The organism is Bacillus sp. 0102A, from assembly GCF_036765155.1.
Taxonomy (GTDB): Bacteria; Bacillota; Bacilli; order Bacillales; family Bacillaceae; genus Bacillus; species Bacillus subtilis_G.
Map to the genome: position 1 here is coordinate 19007 of NZ_JBAIZW010000006.1, position 15508 is coordinate 34514.

At 46.2% G+C, this 15508-nt stretch carries 17 protein-coding genes and 1 pseudogene; 9 read left to right on the forward strand and 9 right to left on the reverse strand.

Going from position 1 to position 15508, the window contains the following annotated elements; genetic code table 11:
• Window positions 1–77: 77 nt before the first annotated feature.
• Window positions 78–230: a small, acid-soluble spore protein K gene (locus V6D41_RS14335; RefSeq protein ID WP_010330867.1), complete on the forward strand. Its 153-nt coding sequence runs from the start codon at window positions 78–80 to the stop codon at window positions 228–230.
• A 32-nt stretch (window positions 231–262) separates the two neighbouring features.
• Here the strand turns inward: V6D41_RS14335 and V6D41_RS14340 are convergent.
• The 3 genes and pseudogenes from V6D41_RS14340 to recX form a co-directional block, all read right to left on the reverse strand.
• Window positions 263–445 (reverse strand): annotated as a pseudogene (locus V6D41_RS14340) (MFS transporter); the annotation flags it as partial.
• Between the two features lie 245 nt (window positions 446–690).
• A complete protein-coding gene (locus tag V6D41_RS14345; RefSeq protein WP_333518648.1) occupies window positions 691–1011 on the reverse strand; it encodes a YfhH family protein in 321 nt (106 codons plus the stop codon).
• A 7-nt stretch (window positions 1012–1018) separates the two neighbouring features.
• Window positions 1019–1810: a recombination regulator RecX gene (gene recX, locus V6D41_RS14350; RefSeq protein WP_333518649.1), complete on the reverse strand. Its 792-nt coding sequence runs from the start codon at window positions 1808–1810 to the stop codon at window positions 1019–1021.
• An 88-nt stretch (window positions 1811–1898) separates the two neighbouring features.
• On the opposite strand from recX, the gene V6D41_RS14355 reads away from it, so the two are divergent.
• From V6D41_RS14355 to V6D41_RS14365, 3 genes are all read left to right on the forward strand, one after another.
• The gene (locus V6D41_RS14355; RefSeq protein ID WP_333518650.1) at window positions 1899–2810 is read left to right on the forward strand and encodes a TIGR01777 family oxidoreductase; all 912 of its coding nucleotides are present in this window, start codon (window positions 1899–1901) and stop codon (window positions 2808–2810) included.
• Window positions 2811–2863: 53 nt separating this feature from the next.
• Window positions 2864–2974, forward strand: a complete 111-nt coding sequence (locus tag V6D41_RS14360) for a YfhE family protein (RefSeq protein ID WP_003223230.1) — start codon at window positions 2864–2866, stop codon at window positions 2972–2974.
• 66 nt (window positions 2975–3040) lie between these two features.
• Window positions 3041–3232 (forward strand): YfhD family protein, encoded by a 192-nt coding sequence (locus V6D41_RS14365; RefSeq protein WP_148963659.1) that lies wholly within the window; start codon window positions 3041–3043, stop codon window positions 3230–3232.
• Window positions 3233–3270: 38 nt separating this feature from the next.
• On the opposite strand, the gene V6D41_RS14370 is transcribed toward V6D41_RS14365, so the two are convergent.
• The 4 genes from V6D41_RS14370 to V6D41_RS14385 form a co-directional block, all read right to left on the reverse strand.
• Complete coding sequence (locus tag V6D41_RS14370) at window positions 3271–3855, reverse strand: nitroreductase family protein (RefSeq protein ID WP_333518651.1); 585 nt, start codon at window positions 3853–3855, stop codon at window positions 3271–3273.
• Between the two features lie 86 nt (window positions 3856–3941).
• Complete coding sequence (locus V6D41_RS14375) at window positions 3942–4823, reverse strand: PhzF family phenazine biosynthesis isomerase (RefSeq protein ID WP_333518652.1); 882 nt, start codon at window positions 4821–4823, stop codon at window positions 3942–3944.
• A gap of 111 nt (window positions 4824–4934) precedes the next feature.
• The gene (locus V6D41_RS14380) at window positions 4935–5966 is read right to left on the reverse strand and encodes a FecCD family ABC transporter permease (RefSeq protein WP_333518653.1); all 1032 of its coding nucleotides are present in this window, start codon (window positions 5964–5966) and stop codon (window positions 4935–4937) included.
• Window positions 5963–6964, reverse strand: a complete 1002-nt coding sequence (locus V6D41_RS14385; protein WP_148963655.1) for a FecCD family ABC transporter permease — start codon at window positions 6962–6964, stop codon at window positions 5963–5965. Before V6D41_RS14385 ends, V6D41_RS14380 begins: the two co-directional genes overlap by 4 nt.
• Before the next feature lie 131 nt (window positions 6965–7095).
• Between V6D41_RS14385 and V6D41_RS14390 the strand changes: the two genes are divergently transcribed.
• Complete coding sequence (locus V6D41_RS14390) at window positions 7096–8073, forward strand: ABC transporter substrate-binding protein (RefSeq protein WP_333518654.1); 978 nt, start codon at window positions 7096–7098, stop codon at window positions 8071–8073.
• 17 nt (window positions 8074–8090) lie between these two features.
• On the opposite strand, the gene mprF is transcribed toward V6D41_RS14390, so the two are convergent.
• The gene (gene mprF, locus V6D41_RS14395) at window positions 8091–10661 is read right to left on the reverse strand and encodes a bifunctional lysylphosphatidylglycerol flippase/synthetase MprF (RefSeq protein ID WP_333518655.1); all 2571 of its coding nucleotides are present in this window, start codon (window positions 10659–10661) and stop codon (window positions 8091–8093) included.
• Window positions 10662–10833: 172 nt separating this feature from the next.
• On the opposite strand from mprF, the gene V6D41_RS14400 reads away from it, so the two are divergent.
• Together V6D41_RS14400 and V6D41_RS14405 are read left to right on the forward strand one after the other, a co-directional pair.
• A complete protein-coding gene (locus tag V6D41_RS14400) occupies window positions 10834–11316 on the forward strand; it encodes a MarR family transcriptional regulator (RefSeq protein ID WP_289346722.1) in 483 nt (160 codons plus the stop codon).
• Window positions 11317–11426: 110 nt separating this feature from the next.
• Window positions 11427–12983 carry an MFS transporter gene (locus V6D41_RS14405; RefSeq protein WP_333518656.1) on the forward strand — a complete coding sequence of 519 codons (1557 nt, stop codon included), beginning with the start codon at window positions 11427–11429 and terminating at the stop codon, window positions 12981–12983.
• On the opposite strand, the gene bstA is transcribed toward V6D41_RS14405, so the two are convergent.
• Entirely contained in the window at window positions 12980–13516 is a 537-nt protein-coding gene (gene bstA / locus V6D41_RS14410) for a bacillithiol transferase BstA (RefSeq protein ID WP_333518657.1), read from the reverse strand. The two genes, V6D41_RS14405 and bstA, sit on opposite strands and share 4 nt — an antisense overlap.
• A gap of 122 nt (window positions 13517–13638) precedes the next feature.
• On the opposite strand from bstA, the gene V6D41_RS14415 reads away from it, so the two are divergent.
• Together V6D41_RS14415 and V6D41_RS14420 are read left to right on the forward strand one after the other, a co-directional pair.
• Window positions 13639–14892, forward strand: coding sequence for an MFS transporter (locus V6D41_RS14415; RefSeq protein ID WP_333518658.1), 1254 nt, complete (start codon window positions 13639–13641; stop codon window positions 14890–14892).
• Complete coding sequence (locus tag V6D41_RS14420; protein ID WP_003239741.1) at window positions 14858–15475, forward strand: TetR family transcriptional regulator; 618 nt, start codon at window positions 14858–14860, stop codon at window positions 15473–15475. The genes V6D41_RS14415 and V6D41_RS14420 overlap by 35 nt, the downstream gene beginning before the upstream one ends.
• The last annotated feature ends 33 nt before the right edge of the window (window positions 15476–15508 follow it).

Here is a 15508-nt window from a genome sequence, read left to right on the forward strand (position 1 = left end):
CTGTTCTCCATATACTAACCTTACGTCTTCATCTGGAAAGACGCAACTTTTTGATCTCGAACCTAGGGGGAAATGACATGGTCCGGAATAAAGAAAAAGGATTTCCTTACGAAAACGAAAACAAATTTCAGGGTGAACCGAGAGCAAAGGACGACTATGCTTCAAAGCGTGCTGACGGTTCAATCAATCAGCATCCTCAAGAAAAAATGAGAGCCTCCGGCAAACGGTAAAGAAGAACAGCTGCATGCGCTGCAGCTGTTCTTCACCCTTTATTGACCTGATACTCATAGACGCTCTTCTTTTCTGATAAGTGGGCAAGGGTTGAAAGCACGAGTCCGCATGCGGTCATAAGCGCTCCGCCCGCAAACAGCCAGGAATAAGAACCTGTTCCGCTCAAAATCATCCCGCCGATCCACGCACCGAGCGCATTAGCAAAGTCATTGGCAATCGACGTCAAAATCCCCATCACGGCGTATTCTGTGTATCCGATTGAGAATGTACAAATCATAAGAACAAAAATAATAAATTTCACTGATGGGTTTTTGATACTCAACGTCAATCGCCTCCTTCGATTTTAAAAAACAACGAGGTTCATCTTAAAAGATTTTTGGAGTGAATTCAATGATTTTTTCTTGAAGATTCAGTGTAAATGTGCTGCAAATAAAAAGAGGCTGATATTCAGCCTCCCTGTTACACTTGCTTCTCTTTTTGCAATACTGAGATTGGCAGCGCTTCTTCTCGCTGAGGAGACGAGGTTCTGTATCCCCATGCGAAAACGCCATTTAAATAACTGATGGTAAACTCGTCCTCAGTGTCTTCCACACGATACGTTTCTCCCGGTGAGAAATCTTCCGGAGTCAGCAAATATGCCTTTGCCATCGTAATTTTCCGTTCGAGCACTGCCAGTTCATTGATGATTCCGTGCTGTTCGGCTTTTCTTGCTTTTTCTGAAAGTGATGCGATTTCGGTATTGAGTTCGTGCGGTGTCATTTGACTGTATCGTTTCTCCATTTTTCAGCTACTCCTCTTCCTGCAGAAATTGCTCGATTAAATCGAGTGAGAATCCTTTGCGGAATAAAAATTGTTTGACCTTCATGGTGCTTTCATACGAGCCGTCATAGCGGTATTTTCTAAGCGCTTTTTCGGCGTGAAGGCGCAGCGCTTCTTTCTCTGTGTCTTCATCATTTTCATATTCAATCTGCTCCAGCGCAGCGCTGATGACATCAAATGAGAAGCCCTTGCGCTGAAGCTGCATCTGAGCGCGCTGTTTGAGTTCTTTCGTCGAAAGTTTTTTATCTTTTTTGAGAAGCTTTTCAACATGCTTAACTGCTTCTCTCGTCTGATCTTCAAAGGAAAAGGAACTTAATGCCTCCTTAATTGTATCGTCGTCAATCCCCTTCGCTCTCAGCTCTCTGAACAAAACATCAGGGCCTTTTCCGTTCGTTTTTTTGTGGGTGCTGACATAGGCCGCGGCAAATTCCTGATCATTTAAGTACTTGTAGTCGTTGAGCTTATGAATGACTTCCGCAATTGCAGGCGCTGAGGTTTCTTTTTTCTTTAAGTGATCCTCTACCTCTTTCGTTGACCGCATTCGGTAGGATAAAAAGTCAAGCGCACGGTTGAAGCCTTTTTTCACTTCATCACCGTATTGAATCTCTATGATGTCAAGGTCATCAAGCTCTTTTCCCTTTGTGAGCTCAAATTTTACGAGCACATCTGCGTCCACGCTAAAGGCGTATTTTTCATCGAGAAAAATATTGAAGCGTTCCGTATTCTTTTTTTGCGTTGATATTTTTGTAATAAATGGCATCTTAATCTCCCTTCTCAGGCCTGAAACGCGTTTTCTTTTATGAAAGTGAGGTAAAGTATGGTTATTAGAACGATGAGGAGAGATGTTTATGAATATCGCAATGACAGGCGGAACCGGTTTTCTCGGCCAGCATCTGACAGGCATTCTTACCCGTCAGGGACACCATGTTTATATTTTATCAAGAAACGCAAGGGAAACTGAACAAAAAAATATGACATATGTTCAATGGCTGACAGAAGGAGCCGCACCAGAACGGGAACTTCCTCATATTGATGTCTGGGTAAATCTTGCGGGACAATCGATTTTTGGCCGCTGGACAGAAAAAACGAAGCAGCAAATCCTCTCCAGCCGTATTAATGCGACCCGTGAAGTGCAACGGCTTATTCATAAACAGAAGGAAAAACCGAAGGCGCTGATCCAAGCGAGTGCCGTGGGCATTTACGGCACAAGTCTTGAGAAAACTTTCACAGAGGATTCTGCAACGTCAGATGAGGACTTTCTTAGCCATACTGCCCATTTGTGGGAAAAGGAAGGACAGAAAATTGAGGCGATGGGCATCCGGACGGTTTATGCGAGATTTGGCGTGATGCTTGGGGAAAAAGGCGCTCTCCCGCTCATGGTTCTTCCCTATAAGCTTCTGGCCGGCGGAACGATCGGAACGGGCAGACAGTGGCTGTCATGGATTCACGTCGAGGACGCGGCTCAGATGATTCGATATGCGATGGAAAACACCGGCATCTCAGGACCCATGAATGTCACCGCGCCAAACCCTGTGGAAATGAAGCAATTCGGAAAAACGATTGCGCGGGTAAAGCACCGACCGCACTGGCTCCCTGTCCCGGAATTCTTTTTATCAAAGACATTGGGTGAAATGAGTCTTCTGATTGTAAAAGGACAGCGTGCCCTGCCTAAAAAAGCAATGACCTCCGGGTTTCGTTTTACATATTCAGACCTTGAATTGGCACTCTCACAGCTGATAACGGTCCGAAAGACTGTATAAAAACGGAAAGAAGCGTCAACCTTAAGAATAACATGGTTGAAGGAGGTCCTTTTATGGAAAAGAAGAGGGAGAAGCATCAGCAAGGCGCTAACCTGAAAAAAATGCAGGAAGTTCTTTATTCAGGCGAATTTAAAAAAGCGGAAAAAGCTGCTAAGCGCAAGTAGGAATACATAGCCCCTTTATGCCAGATACTATGTTTGTTTGATATCACTTTTTAGGGGGAATTTGATATGGGCAGAAATCATATTCACAAAAACCGTGATAAAAACAAACAAAAACTTCCTCAAGTTCCCGACGCATTAAAAAGGGAAACTGACGGTGTTTACGAAGAATATTCAAGCGAGCTTGCTGATGCGGATGACCGCGAAGCGCAAGAGCGTGCGAAAGCAGCAGACAACAGAGCGAAAAAGAAAACTCGTTAACGAAAAACCCCTTGTCTCCGTTTGAGACAGGGGGTTTTTTACATGTCGGTGAACCGTTCACGGATCGGCGTGCGTTTTTTCACTTCCGGCGCTTCGTCAGGATAGCCCGTTTGTATGATGGCGGCGAATCGTTCATCATCCTGTAAACCAAAGGCCTGATGCACCTCTTTGTCGTAAAGGATTTTTCCGCTTTTCCAAACCATGCCGATTCCTTTTTCCCAAGCAAGAAGCTGAAGATTTTGAATCAATGAGCTGGTTGCCGCAAAATCATCGTCTCGCGCTCTTTCGTTTTCATCTTCTTGAAACACGACGAGCAGAAATCCCGGTACGCGTCCAAGTGTGTTTTTGAAATTTTGAAGTTTTTCCTCTGTTATATCCGGCTTGGATTTCTTAGAGAATGCTGCAAATGTATTGATCAGGTTTGCTTTTCCCGTCTCACTAGAAACGTAAATAAATCTCCATGGCTCTGTCACTCTGTGATTTGGCGCATATTTCGCCGTTTCAAGCATGTCAAGAATATCTGCTGAAGGTACTGGCTCTTGTTTGAATTTTCGAATCGATCTTCTGCTGCGTATGATGTCCTGCAGTGCTGAATGTTGATGTATCTGTTCGGTTTGAGGCATACCGTCTCACCTTCCTAAGCAATTGAAAATGATTATCATTCATAATAATAACGGATAGTGCATCTTTTTGTAAACCATCATCCGTATTAGATTTTTAGAATACGGGTTTCTGAGTAAACAGCCGTTCCTGTCATATTCACTTTCACATGGCCGCCGTCTTCGTTCATTTCGATTTCCACTTTCCCGTCTTTTCCTATTTCCTGCCCTTGTTCAATGATAAATTCTCGCTGCTCGGCATTGCCGTACTGTTTCATATAAGCCCCCATCACGCCGGATGCCGTGCCCGTCACGGGATCTTCTATCGTTCCCGAATACGGGGATGAAAAGTGGCGTCCGTGCAAGTCGCTGTCGGGATGAATGGTTTCAAAGGTAAACGGGTGGACTGAAGCGTTTGGCAGATCAACTAATACTTCCGGAAATTGTTTGTTATCAGGCACCATTTTTTTGGAGGCCTCTAATGATTTAAGCGGAACGATGGCTGTCCATATGCCAGTGCTGCCATACACAATCGGAAGGTCTTCATGAAAATCTTCTTCAGAGATTCCTAGCGCGCCCGCAAGTTTTTCCCGATTGCCTGTAAATGGTTTGAATTGCGGAGATGCCTGTTCAAGCGTGATATGAATGCGGCCTTCTTTTTCAGAAGTCTTCACAGGCAGGATACCGGCTTTTGTCTGGATACTGTACGTTTTACCGCTCTCCAGCATTCCTTTTTCACATAGTGCGTAAAGAGAAGCAACTGTTGCATGACCGCACAAGTTCATTTCGTGTCCAGGGGTAAAGTAACGGAGTTCAAGATCAGCCGGCTCGCTTTTCCGGATAAAGGAGGTTTCTGAATATCCGGCACGCTCAGCTATGATCTGCATCTCTTCGTCAGTGTAGTGGTCTCCCTCCAATACAACGCCTGCGGGATTTCCTTTGCCGGGACTGCTTGTAAATGCTTCATATTTTAATACCTCTATTTCTTTCACTTGTCTGCCGCCCTTTCTTTATCAATGTCTCTGTCAGTATAGCAAAAAATGATTATGAATTTTCAGTCATTATCAAAAAAACCCATTTTCTTTTGAAAATGGGCGTAGCTATCAAGTGTTTCTCGTTTTATAGAGCAAATAAATAAAATAAGGGGCACCGATAGCGGCTGTAAAAACACCGGCTGGCACTTCCACCGGAGCAAATAAGGTTCTGCCGACGATGTCAGCTGTTAGGACGAGCAACGCCCCGATGAGTGCCGACGCCGGGAGCAGCGCCCCATAAGAAGAGCCGACGAGGCGTCTTGCAATATGGGGCGCCATCAGTCCGACAAAGCCGATTGTGCCGGCAATCGAAACCGCACAGCCCGTAAGAGCCGTACTCAAAAGGAGCAAGAAAAAGCGATTTCGCTGCACAGCGCTTCCCGCACCCGCCGCAATATCTTCCCCCAGCACCTGTATATTCATATTTTTCAGCGCGATAAAACAAATAAAAATGAGAATGACAGATAAGATAATTGCTATTTTTACATGCTGCCAGTTTGATCCATAAACTGATCCAGTGATATACACATTGGCTTGTGATGCTCGGTAAATTGGGCCTTTGATCATCAGCAGGGTGGTCAGCGCTTGTGCCGACATTGAAAATCCGATCCCGATAAGCACCAGCCGAAATGTGGAGGCGCCATTTTTGTATGCCAGTAAATAGACGATGAGCCCAACAGCTGAGGCACCGATAAATGCAGCCGCCGGAAGCCATGACAGACTGATTGTAAGTGAACTGCTGCGGTCTGAAAAGAACATCATCACAAGCACGACTGCTACCGCCGCTCCCCCCGTTATTCCGATAATATCCGGAGATGCGAGAGGGTTTCTGACGAGCCCCTGCAATATCGCGCCTGCCGCCGCCAAGCAAACGCCGGCGCATAAAGCGGTTAAAATTCTTGGCAGGCGGAATGACATGATCATCAGTTCATCCAGCTTGGAGCCTGCACCAAAAAATGTTTTTGCCACATCCCAGGGAGGAATAAACCTTTGTCCGAGACCAGCGCTAATGATCAGTACAGCCGCTGTTAATCCCAGTAAAACGAAAAAGACGGTCCATGCTTTCTTTTCAGCCGCGGTAACGCCAAAACGAAGTTTCATAGTTTTGCCCCCCTTCTTGCGATGTATACAAACACAGGCATACCGATGATGGCTGTCATGACCCCGACAGGAACTTCCTGAGGCATAATGATATATCGGGCCCCGATATCCGCGGCAACAAGCAAAACCGCACCCAAAACAGCGGAAAACGGCAGAATCCAGCGATAATCATTGCCGACGATAAACCGCGCAAAATGCGGAATAATGATGCCGATAAAGGAAATCGGCCCGGCAATGGCCACAGCAGATCCGGCAAGTAAGACAACACAAAGCGCCATCACAAATTTCAGCAGGCCCGTTTTTTGGCCGAGTCCTTTTGCCACATCTTCTCCCATAACGAGGAGATTCATTTTCTGGCCAAGAAAAAAGCTGATCACAAGCGCTGCGGCTGCATATGGAAGCATTGTCATCAGCAGATCCAGACTCCTGCCCTGCACAGAGCCGGTCAGCCAAAAAAGCACCTGAGCGAGCTCGAGTTCATTGACAGAAAGCAAGCCTTGTGTCAGAGAAGAAAACATGGCCGCCATGGCAGCCCCCGCCAGCGTCAATTTGATTGGCGTCAGCCCTTCCCTTCCAAGCGATCCTGCGGCATAGACGATCGCAGCGGTAAATGTTGCACCGAGAAAAGAGCTCCATACTAGCGCCTGAGGTGATTGAATATGCAGAAAAAACGATCCGGCAACAATAAAAAAGCCGGCACCGGCGTTAACTCCGAAAATCCCCGGTGACGCGAGCGGATTTTTTGTGAGCGCCTGCATGAGAACGCCTGCGGCTGCAAGCGAGGCGCCGACAACTGTGGCAACCACTGCACGCGGGAGTCTGACGTCTTTGATGATGACATGTTCATTTGTACCGTTGAAAGAAGTAAACGCCTGATAGACCTGTCCCCATGACGTACCTGTATAGCCGTAAACAACGCTTGCACAGACAGCCGCCAGTAAAGTCAAAATCAGACATACTAACACAATCCATTTTGAAGATGCCTTTTTGCAGATCATGATCTAATTCTCCTAGTTATTTACTATGTCATGTTTGTTTTTGAGAATAATCCTCAATTAGGGATTGACACTCTTAACACTAGCTTATTATGATCTAAATGATAATGAATTTCAATATTGGGAGGAAAAAGATGAAAAAGCATATCAGCATGCTATTCGTAATTTTAATGGCCGTTATGGTACTTTCTGCCTGTAATGGTTCAGAAAGTTCAAGCAACAGCGAGGGGTCAAGCAGCAAAACAAGAACAGTCAAACATGCAATGGGGACATCAGACAACATTCCCGCCAATCCAAAACGGATTGTTGTTTTAACAAATGAAGGAACAGAGGCGCTCTTAGCGCTTGGCATTAAGCCGGTCGGAGCCGTAAAGTCATGGAAGGGCGACCCGTGGTATGACTATCTGAAAGATGACATGAAAGGTGTTAAAAACGTCGGTCTTGAAACGGAACCGAATGTGGAAGCGATCGCAGAATTAAAGCCTGATTTGATTATTGGCAACAAAGTGCGCCAGGAAAAAATTTATGATCAGTTAAATGCGATTGCGCCGACCGTTTTCGCTGAATCTTTGGCTGGGAACTGGAAGGATAACCTGACTCTATACGCCAACGCGGTGAATAAGGCGGATAAAGGCAAGGAAGTCATTGCCGATTTTGATAAACGCGTTTCTGATTTGAAAGACAAGCTTGGCGATCAGACAAACAAAACAGTTTCTGTCGTACGCTTTTTATCCGGCGAGTCAAGAATTTATTATACCGATTCATTTTCTGGGATTATTTTAGACCAGCTTGGATTCAAACGCCCTGAAAAACAGGTGGAGCTGTTTAAGAAACAGAAAGATCAATTTACGTTCTCAACAGACAGTAAAGAGTCCATTCCTGATATGGATGCCGATGTGCTGTTTTATTTCACGTATAAAGCCGATAACGCAAAAGAAAATGAAAAATGGGCCAGTCAGTGGACGAGCAGTTCACTATGGAAAAACCTGAAGGCCGTGAAGTCAGGTAACGCCCATGAAGTCGATGACGTCGTATGGACAACCGCAGGCGGAATTAAAGCGGCAAACTATCTGCTTGATGATATTGAAACCTATTTCTTAAAGGCGAAATAAAAAAGGACTCCGTCTGGTTAGACGGAGTCTTTTTTGCTTTTACCGATCAGCCGCGTAACGAGGAACATCGTGACAGAAAGAGATCTGTTTTTCCGGTACGCCAAATATTTGCCGCGCCACTCCGGTTTATATTTTTCTTTAAAGGCCCTGAGCCCGCTGAAACTGTACATGTATCTGACATTATTAAAAATGACAGCGGCAAATCTTTCTGACCAGAAGGATGTAAAGGCGGTGCCGACATTGGCCAAGGGTGCCATTCCCATGTTAAACGACGTGCAGCCTTCCTCCTTCGCCCATAAAAACATGCGGATGAACAATGCGTCCATAATGCCGTTCGGGGCGTCATCGCGGTAGCGCATCAGATCGACTGAGATTTCCCCTTCCTGATACATCGGCATGACATTTGCGAAGGCAACGATCTCTCCTTCTGCATTTTTCATGTAGGCGATCGGCGCTTTCTGTAAATATGAAGGATCAAAAAATCCGAGCGAGAACCCCTTCTCCTTTTTCAAGCCGAGCCATTCATCCGAGATTTGTTTCAGTTCCTCCAAAAACGCATCAGAAAATGGGGGATGATCGATATGGAAGGTATATCCCTCCCGCTCAAAGCGGTTATTGATTGCTCGAAGACCGGCTTTTTTCTTCCCGGTCAAGGTAAATGTATTTAAATCCACATAGGCTTCCTCGCCCAGTTTAAAGAAGTTATAGCCGAAATCGTGATACAGCGCCATGTCCTCTCGTTCAATTTGATAGAACAGAACACTGAATCCTTTCTGATGCGCTTCGTTCAGAAATTCTTCCAGTACGAGCGGGAACGATTCTCTTCGGCCTGACGGATCGCCGAGCACGACCAGCCTTCTGGCGATTTTCCCAAACAGAAGCAGTGCATTCCCATCACTTGAAAAATAAAACCGCTTATCTCCAAGATAGCCGAGGTGGCTCAGCGCGTTCCCGCCATTTTGATTTAAAAATAAAGCAAGGCGATCGGGATCAGCTTTTTCCCCGATTGGTTTTGTCTTTTTATGATACACCACTGTAAATAAAAAGAAGAACAGCGGCACAATGATGATCGCCATGATGGTTGCATAGGTAATATGCGAGGTGCTGTGGACGAAATATTCGTGGCGCATCACCTTCTTCATATGTTCCCAAATGAAACCTGCAATGACGTTATAATTAAAGAGCGCCACAGTGAAAAGCGCTGCAGCGAAAATCATTTGTCCGAGCGTATAGGATGCCTGTTCTCGAACAAATTGTTTTTTCAATAGCACAAGCAATACAATAATCACCGGCAGTACGAATATCGCACTGATGTTGAGTCCTTTTAAGAAGCTGAACACAAAACCGCCGACAAGCGCTGTAATCGCCATCGTATAGGAGCGTTTTGTCCGTTTATAAAGCTCTATCGGCAAAATCAGCAATATGAGCGCTGAGCTTAAGGACAGGCCGTTGAACAGCAAAAGGGCCGGGCGCGGAATGTGCGGGATAACGGTCAGCCTGTCAATCGGCAGAGATACTGAAGCCAGGACAATCAGCCCGGCAACAAACACAATAAGGGAAAGTGAGCCCTGCAAAATTCTCAGTAATATCGCCCGCTGGACGACAAGCAAAACGTTTGTCGTCTCAATTGCCGGTGCGATGCGCGGATTCGTTTCGAGCCGTCTCATTGTGTTTTCGGTCAGGTCGCCGGCAGCAAAGAACAATCCCAGACCGAATGGGATAAATGAATAGACGATCCTGTACAAGAGAATAGATGTCACAATGGCCTCCTGATGATAGCCAAGCTGCTCCATCCCGAGCAAAAACAAAAGATCAAATGAGCCGAAGCCGCCCGGCACGAGACTGATCATCCCTCCGATCGCCGCAATGACGAATACCCCGAACACATACCGGATATCAGCATGAATACCCATGGCGAACAAAGACAGATAGATGACGCTCCCAGCCATTAACCATTCGGCAACGGAAGCGCCGATATAAGCGAAAATTGGATTTTTCACTTTGTCCGCATTTTCTTCGTCTCCGGCTTTACGGCCTTTTATTTTAGAAACCGCTAGTGATAGCGGCAATAACAGCGCGAAACCGATAACGACAGCCCACAGCCAAGGCTTTTCATGAATCACTTCATCCACTGGCAGCACTCGTGCGGCGACGAAAATGCTGAAAACAGATAACCCAAGAAGCATTGAGGATGTAAGCCAGGCGATTCCTTTTACGAGCGCCTTATGGTCTTTCGTATGCTCTTTATAAAACATCATTCTTAACCCGACTCCGGCTAAACCGCCGAACCCGAGCACATTATTAAATGAATTGGCGATCCAGGAAACCCTGAATACCTTTCCGTTTGTGATCGATAGGCGCAGTGAGTATTTCAGGACATAATCATACAGCGACATGGCCGCAACAGCCAGCAAGCCGATCAATACAAGGATGAATAAGTCCGTACGTTCCAGCCCGTTGATGACCATAAGCGTGCGTTTGAATGATAGATTTGTCAGTTCTTTTTTCGATTGATAAATAACAAATAGTAAAACCGCAATAGGAAAAACAATTTTTAAAATTGATAAAGCATTCTTTTTAATCAGCAATGGTCTCTCCAATCATATTCTAGTTCACTCTTCTCCCCCTAATAATCTCCAACTCATTATACACTACCGTTATTTTTCGGACAAAGTCCCGCATGCGGTTTCTGCTCACTTTCTTTCGGGAGTGAAAATCGAGTAATATGGTAAGAGGAGCGAATGATGAGGAAGTGATGAAATGGAATATAATTTACACGATACAACGGTATTAAACGAAAACATTCTTTCATCTGAGGAACGGGAAATATGGGTGCTTTATATGAAAGTCTTAACCTCTGCCGGGCTCGGTGACGTGTCCGAGTGGATGAAGCTGGATATGAGCATGCCGCAAATGAAAGTGCTGATGCTATTAAACAACCATGGAACACTGAAAGTAAGCGACATTGCTGAAAAAATGGGGGCTTCCCTGTCCAATACAACAGGGCTGCTTGACCGCCTTGAGAAATCAGGGTTTGTCAAACGCTCACATTCTGAAGAGGATCGCCGCTCAGTGGTTGTTCAGTTGACTGAGAATGCAAAAAATATTTTTCGTGGTCTTTATGAAAAGGGCCACCTGAAATTAAAGCGTTCACTGGAACTGCTGTCTCCTGAAGAAAAGCAGGCTGTTTCCGAAGGGCTTTCTATCCTTTCAAAAGCGTTGGAGAAAGTGAAAAAAGAATAAATCTTTAAGTCTGTCCTCCGCAAACCGCGGAAGCAGGCTTTTTTTATTTGACATTTAGTTCATTATGAATGAATAATATATTCGAAGTGAACAAAAAGGGGTTGATGAATATGTTTGAAGCATCGGTAGAGCAGAAAAGCCAAAAGTGGGCGATCAGCCTGTTTACCATCGGTGTGTTTATGGCTGCGCTGGATAACGGAATTATTTCGGCGGCTTTAACAACGATAAACGAGTCGTTTGCCGTTTCTCCTTCCTGGGGGTCGTGGGGCATTACCCTTTATACGCTCGGCCTTAGCGTCAGTGTGCCAATCGTCGGAAAGCTTTCCGATCGCTACGGCAGAAAGAAACTCTTTCTCATTGAGGTTTGCCTGTTCGGACTTGGTTCTTTGCTTGTTGCTTTGAGCCAAAGCTTCCCGCTCTTTCTGATCTCACGGCTGATTCAGGCGCTTGGGGGCGGCGGGATTTTCATTATCGGCAGCTCACACATTCTCGCTACCCTTCCAAAAGAAAAACAGGGGAAGGCGCTTGGGCTGCTTGGCGCGATGAACGGGATGGCCGCTGTGCTCGGACCGAATATCGGAAGCTTTCTGCTTGACTGGACCGGATCTTGGCATTGGCTGTTTTTGATTAATCTGCCGATTGCCGTGTTATTGGTTGTTTTCGGTGCATGTTTTATTGCAGAAACAAAAGCGCCTGAAGCTAAACGCCTTGATACGGCGGGAATCCTCCTTCTATCCCTGTCGATTTTAGCTGTGATGTACGGCATGACGAATCTTGACGGGGCAAATCTCTTAAACAGCTTGGGAGATTTAGAGGTTTATGGATGTATTGGTTTTGGCATTCTTTGTTTTGCAGGGCTTATCTTGTTTGAAAGGCGGGTTGAAATGCGCGGGGGCGATCCGATTTTGGCGTATTCTCTGCTGCGCAACCACATGTTTCAGCGCACGCTTATTATCGGTTTGTTATCTGGCGGACTCTTGGCGGCAGTCATTTTTATCCCGTCATATGTTGAGCAGTATTTGGGTGTCCCTGCTGCAAAAGCAGGCTATTGGATGACACCGCTTGCGTTAGCTTCAGGAATCGGCGCTTGGCTCGGCGGAGCGCTCACCGACAAAAAAGGTCCGGTGAAAACCGTAATTCTTTCGGGAATCATTTCATGTGCGGGATTTGCTTTATTTCCGCTTTGGGTGACGGAGAAATGGGAGTTTGTAATCGCTAGTGTGGCGGCAGGCATCGGTTTTGGCTTTCTGTTAGGCGCCCCGCTGAACGTCCTTGTATCAGAGGCGGCGAAAACGAATAAAGGCACAGCGCTTGGCACGCTTTCATTGGTGAGGCAAATCGGACTGACATTGGCGCCTACTCTTTATGCAGGTTTTATCACAGCCGGTTTTGACCAAATCGGTGATGAAATCAAAAACCGCTTATCGGATAGCGGACAATCAGAAACGGCGATGCAAGCGATTCCGAAGATCGACAGTTCTGATGTTTCTGCTTTACAAGCACAAATCGAACGCATTCCCGTGCCTGAAGTCAAAACCGCGATAAGCGATGCCATTCACGCGAGTGTCGCCAGCGGCTATGATCATTTATATGCGGCGGCGGCTGTAATTTCACTGCTGGTGATTGCTGCTATCACTCTTCCGGCTTTCCGCCGGCAAAAGCGTTAAGACCACCCCATCCGTTTGGAAAGCTCCGTAATATGGGCGATATGATGATGTGAGTGCCAGACATACAGCCCGAGCGCGTTCTCCAGGGTCATGACCTCTTTTGTGTCGGGGTGATAAAAACCACATTGAAATTGCTGATCCGTCAGGGTGCGGAGAAGAGCCGCCCATCGCCCGTGAAGCGCCTGCAAAAGTGCGAGTGAACCGCTCGGATCAGCTGTTTTCGGGTCCTTTAGCTCCGACCACGCTTTTTCATCATATGGACGGATGGCCGGTGTCTCTTCCGTCAAGCTCAGCTTGAATCGAATATAGCTGTTCATATGACTGTCAGCCAGATGGTGAACAACTTGCCGAACGGTCCATCCCCCGTCCCGGTACGGTGTGTCAAGCTGGCTGTCCGTCATGCCTTCAACGGCTTTCTTCAGTTTGGCCGGCACTTTTTCAAGAGCTTGAATCCATACAACTTTTTGCTCCTTTGATACCGATTCCCTCGGCTGGTATTCTCCTATTGGATAGCTTAGATTGGCTGTTGTCATGTATGTTCTCCCTTCTGTTCAATCTTCTCCTTTATTTTACAAGAAAAAGATTGTATATTGTGTCTTTTTCCCATACAATAAAAACGACACAAGTGTCATTTTAATGATCAGGAGGATGAATCATGGAAAAACCGTTGTTTCGCAATCAAAAAGGACTGATAACACTGTTAGCCTCGCAAACCATTTCTTCACTTGGAGACTGGCTTCACATTTTGGCCGTGCTAACATTAGCTGCTTTTCAGCTTCACGCTTCACCGTTAGATATGTCATTTTTGATGATGTCCTTCGCTTTGCCTGTCATTGTACTCGGTCCGGTATCGGGTTTGCTTGCCGACCGCTTTGACAGAAAAACGATCATGTTTCTATCTGAAATCGGCCGTGCCCTCACCGTTATCAGCTGCGTTTATGTCAGTGAGCTTTGGCAGCTTTACGTATTGCTAAGCCTCCAGAGCTGTTTTTCTTCACTTTTTTCACCTGCTAAAAACGGGAAGCTTAAGGAATTGGCTCCAGAAGCGCGCATTCAGCAGGCCGTTTCCGTCAGCAGCATCATTGATAACAGCGCAAAAATCTTCGGCCCTGCCCTTGGCGGCATGCTGATCGCTGCTGTCTCTATACATTCTGTTTTCTATATCAACGCCTGCGCCTTTCTTCTTTCCGCTGTCATTTTGTTTTTCCTCCCCAAAGATGCTTTTTTACAAAAAGCCAATACACCTCAAGAAAAAACATCAGCACTTGCTTCTATCAAAGAAGGCCTTCAGTATTTGAAACGGATGCCGCTTCTTTTAACAGGCTTACTCACAGCTTGCGTCGTTCTCTTTGTTTTGCAGATTGGTGATTCCCAGGCTATCATTCTTATCCGTTCTTTTTCAGGCGCTCCGCCTGAGCTTGCAGGCTGGTGCATGGCCGTCAGCGGAGCCGGCATGCTCCTTACGGCGGCAATTGCCGGCAGACGGCGAATCACTTCTTATTTTCTTTATTTCTCAGCTGGGACCTTTCTGCTTGGACTAGCAACTGGAGGCGTGCCATTTCTGAGCGGAATGGGAATTGCCGGCATTGCTCTTTTTATTTTCGCTTTTTTCATCATGGGAGCGGCTTTCGGTCTTGTCCATATTCCATTTCAAATTCTCGTGCAAACAACAGTGCCTGTCGATTACAGCGGCAGGGTGTTTGGCGCCATTCAGAGCGCGACGACCCTCGCCTCCATCCTCGGCATGGCGGGCGGGGGCGTGCTGGCGGAATGGATCGGTGTATCACTTGCTTTTCTTGTCTGTGGCTGCTTGCTGATCATGGTCGGGTTGATTACACTTGTAGGTAAAAAAGTTGCAGAAAGCAGGCGATATCTTGTCACCGAAAGTAACAAAGGAGCACAAGGATAAACGGCAGGCAGAGATTTTAGAGGCTGCCAAAACGGTTTTTAAACGAAAAGGATTCGAATTAACGACAATGAAGGACGTTGTGGAAGAGTCAGGTTTCAGCCGAGGCGGTGTCTATCTTTATTTTTCAAGCACCGAGGAGATGTTTCGGCGAATCATTGAAGCAGGGCTAGATGAAGGGCTCCGAAAGCTTGATGACTCAGCTGAACACCGAAGTGTTTGGGCCGCCATCTCCAGCTATTTGGATGAACTGGCTGAAGGCCTGCGTGATGCAGCGGATACACTGGCGCCGGTGCAGTTTGAATATTTAGTGACGGCTTGGCGCAATGAAGAACGGCGGAAGTATTTGGAAAAGCGGTATGATCTTTTTGTGGCAAGGTTTTCAAAGCTATTGCAAAAAGGAATCGATCAGGGGGAATTTCAGCCTCTGCAGCCTCTCTCGACGATCGCGAAATTTTTCCTCAATATGAATGACGGCATCATCCAGAACGCGCTATATTTCGATGAAGAAAAGGCTGATGTATCTGGACTTGCTGAATCTGCAAAACTGTATTTAAAAACGGTACTGCAAGTAGATGAGAAATAAAGAAATGTGGCAGGAGCCTCTCTCCTGCCGCTT